The 2,625-nt window shown below is 61.8% G+C and carries 2 protein-coding genes and 1 pseudogene; 2 read left to right on the plus strand and 1 reads right to left on the minus strand.

What is annotated here, in order from left to right:
- On the minus strand, positions 1 to 824 hold an 824-nt coding region (locus VZ95_RS15670), incomplete at its 3' end, for an ABC transporter ATP-binding protein (protein ID WP_045776693.1).
- A gap of 336 nt (positions 825 to 1,160) precedes the next feature.
- Here VZ95_RS15670 and VZ95_RS15675 point away from each other — a divergent pair.
- Both VZ95_RS15675 and VZ95_RS15680 read left to right on the plus strand, forming a co-directional pair.
- Positions 1,161 to 2,141, plus strand: a complete 981-nt coding sequence (locus VZ95_RS15675) for an ABC transporter substrate-binding protein (protein ID WP_045776694.1) — start codon at positions 1,161 to 1,163, stop codon at positions 2,139 to 2,141.
- 15 nt (positions 2,142 to 2,156) lie between these two features.
- Positions 2,157 to 2,625, plus strand: a pseudogene (locus VZ95_RS15680) (iron ABC transporter permease); the annotation flags it as partial.

A 2,625-nucleotide genomic window follows, 5' to 3' on the forward strand; every position in this document is an offset into this window, starting at 1 on the left:
CCGTCGAGGCGGCGGTGACGGAACAGCAGCGTGTCGCCGCTTATCGGCTGCGCGCCAAGGGCGACCAGCGCCGGGGGCAGCGGCACCGGCAGCGGGGCGGCGAGGGTAATGTACAGCTCTTTACCGTCGAGCCGCGCCAGCAGCGCTTCCTTGGTATCATTGGCGCGCACTTGGCCGTCGGCGATAATGGCGATGCGGTCGCACAGCTCTTCAGCTTCTTGCAGATAATGGGTGGTGAGCAGCACGGTCACGCCCTGGCGATTGAGATCGCGGACATTGGCCCAAAGCTGCTGGCGCAATTCGATATCGACCCCGGCGGTTGGCTCGTCCAGCACTAGGATCGGCGGGGAATGCACCATCGCTTTTGCCACCATCAAGCGCCGCCGCATACCGCCGGACAGAGTGCGCGCGTAGGAATTGGCCTTGTCGGTCAGGCCGACGGTTTCCAGCAGCGCATCGGTCCGCCGGGCGGCTTTGGGGACCCCGTAGAGCCCGGCTTGCAGGTCCAGCAGCGCGCGCGGCGTGAAGAAAGCATCGATGTTCAATTCTTGCGGCACGATGCCGATGGCGGCGCGGGTGCGGCGCGGGTCTTCGTCGAGGTCGCAGCCCCAGATCGTGACCTGGCCCGAGGTTTTTAGCACCAACCCGGCCATGATGTTGATGAGGGTCGATTTTCCGGCCCCGTTCGGCCCGAGCAGGGCGAAGAGCGAGCCCTGCGGGATATCGAGATCGATCCCCCTCAGCGCATGCTTCGCCGGGCCTTTGCCGCGGCGACGATAGGTTTTCTCAAGGGCACGGATCGAAATAGCAGACGGATTAGGCATGGAGCAGTCCAAAGACGAATACCCTTTTAGTCATGCCCGGTTTTCAAGGTTCCGACCAGAGGGAAACGCGTCGCTGGTTCGGGCGGGCTCCCCCGCTGAACGCGGCACTCTCCCGGCTTTCTCGGTAAGCTTGTGCTAAATATTGCCGTTTTTATTCCGAAGCTTGACTGTTGATATCGGTTGTATTTCAGTTTTATGACGGAGAATAAAAAATTATATAGCGTGGAAAAATATCGATATTGCTCCGATATGCCGCTATTGGATTTGTGCTTTATTTAATCGCCCAACCGAGCGGCGATTCTGTTTCAGGAGATCACCATGCGCAGGATGATTGCTATGAAAAAAACCTTGGCGATGTTTGCTCCTCTCAGTCTGTTGCTGGCCGGAACGGCATTGGCGCAAGCGCCTTCGGGCAAGCTTGTGCTTTATACGTCGCAGCCGCAGAAGGATGCGCAGGAAACCGTTGCGGCCTTTAATAAGGTCGTGCCGGGCGTGCAGGTGGATTTCGTCCGCGACGGCACGACCCAGCTCATGAGCAAGCTGCGCGCCGAAATCGCCGCCGGAGCCCCGCAGCCCGATCTGCTGCTGATCGCCGACGCGATGACGATGGAACAGTTGAAGCTGGAAAATCGCCTCGCCGCCTACCGCGACGCCAAGGTCGCGGGTCTGCCGGATGGCGCGTTCGACCCAGATTACACCTATTTCGGCACCAAATTCATCACCACGGGCATCATCTATAATACCAAGGCGAAGAAGCCGGAAAGCTGGAAGGACCTGCTGGCCGCCGACGCCAAGGGGCAAGTGGTGCTCCCCAGCCCGCTTTATAGCGGGGCGGCCGCCATTCACATGGGCACGCTCGCCGGGGTGAAGGATATTGGCCTCGGTTACTTCGAATCTCTCGCCCAGAACGGCGCGGTGGCCGTCCAGGGCAATGGCCAGGTTCGCACGCAAGTGGCGGGCGGACAGAAGCTCTACGGAATCATCGTCGATTTCATGGGGCTGAACGCCAAGAAGGACGGCTCGCCGGTCGATTTCGTCTTCCCGAAGGAAGGGGTGACGGTCGTGACCGAACCCGTCGCCATGCTGACGACGGCGAAAAACCCGGCGGCGGCGAAAGCTTTCATCGATTTCGTCCTGTCGGCGGATGGGCAGCGCTTTGCCGCCTCGCAAGGCTATCTGCCGACGCGCGCCGATGTGGCCGCGCCGGAGGGCTTCCCCGCCCGCGAGACGATTAAGGTTCTGCCCGCGCCGGTGCAGATTTTGCTGAAAGAAGATCAGGCGAATAAGAAGCGCTTCGCCGACGCGTTTGGCGGCTAGGGGCGGCGATTAGGCGTGCGGCCTGGGGCCGATCTTTGGCTGGGACTGCTGACCGCTGCGATTATCGCGGCGGTCAGTCTGCTGCCGATGCTGCGCCTGCTGATGGAATCGCTCGATCCGGCGGTTGCGGCGCAATTGATGGGGACGCCGGCCTTCTGGCGGGCGCTCACGCGCTCGTTAGTGACAAGCCTCGGCGGATCCTTGGTTGCGCTTGTCGTCGGGACCGGCCTTGCGGTGGCCGTCGTGCTGACCGACATTCGGGGGCGGCGCTGGGTGACGCTGATGGCGTTGCTGCCCTTGCTCATCCCCTCGCAGATCATTGCGCTGGCCTGGATCGAGCTGCTGTCGCCGAATAATCCGTTATTGATTCTGCTTAATCTCGCGCCGGAACCCGGCACGCCGAACCCGCTCTATTCGCCCGGCGGCATTATTCTGCTGCTCGGCGTCGAGCATGTGCCGCTGGTGTTTCTCGCCGCGCGCGGGG

This window comes from Elstera litoralis (assembly GCF_000963705.1).
In the GTDB taxonomy this organism is placed as follows: Bacteria; Pseudomonadota; Alphaproteobacteria; order Elsterales; family Elsteraceae; genus Elstera; species Elstera litoralis.

Coding starts and splice junctions, on each gene's coding strand:
- VZ95_RS15675 (WP_045776694.1), top strand. CDS start 1,161: ATGAAAAAAACCTTGGCGATGTTTGCTCCTCTCAGTCTGTTGCTGGCC.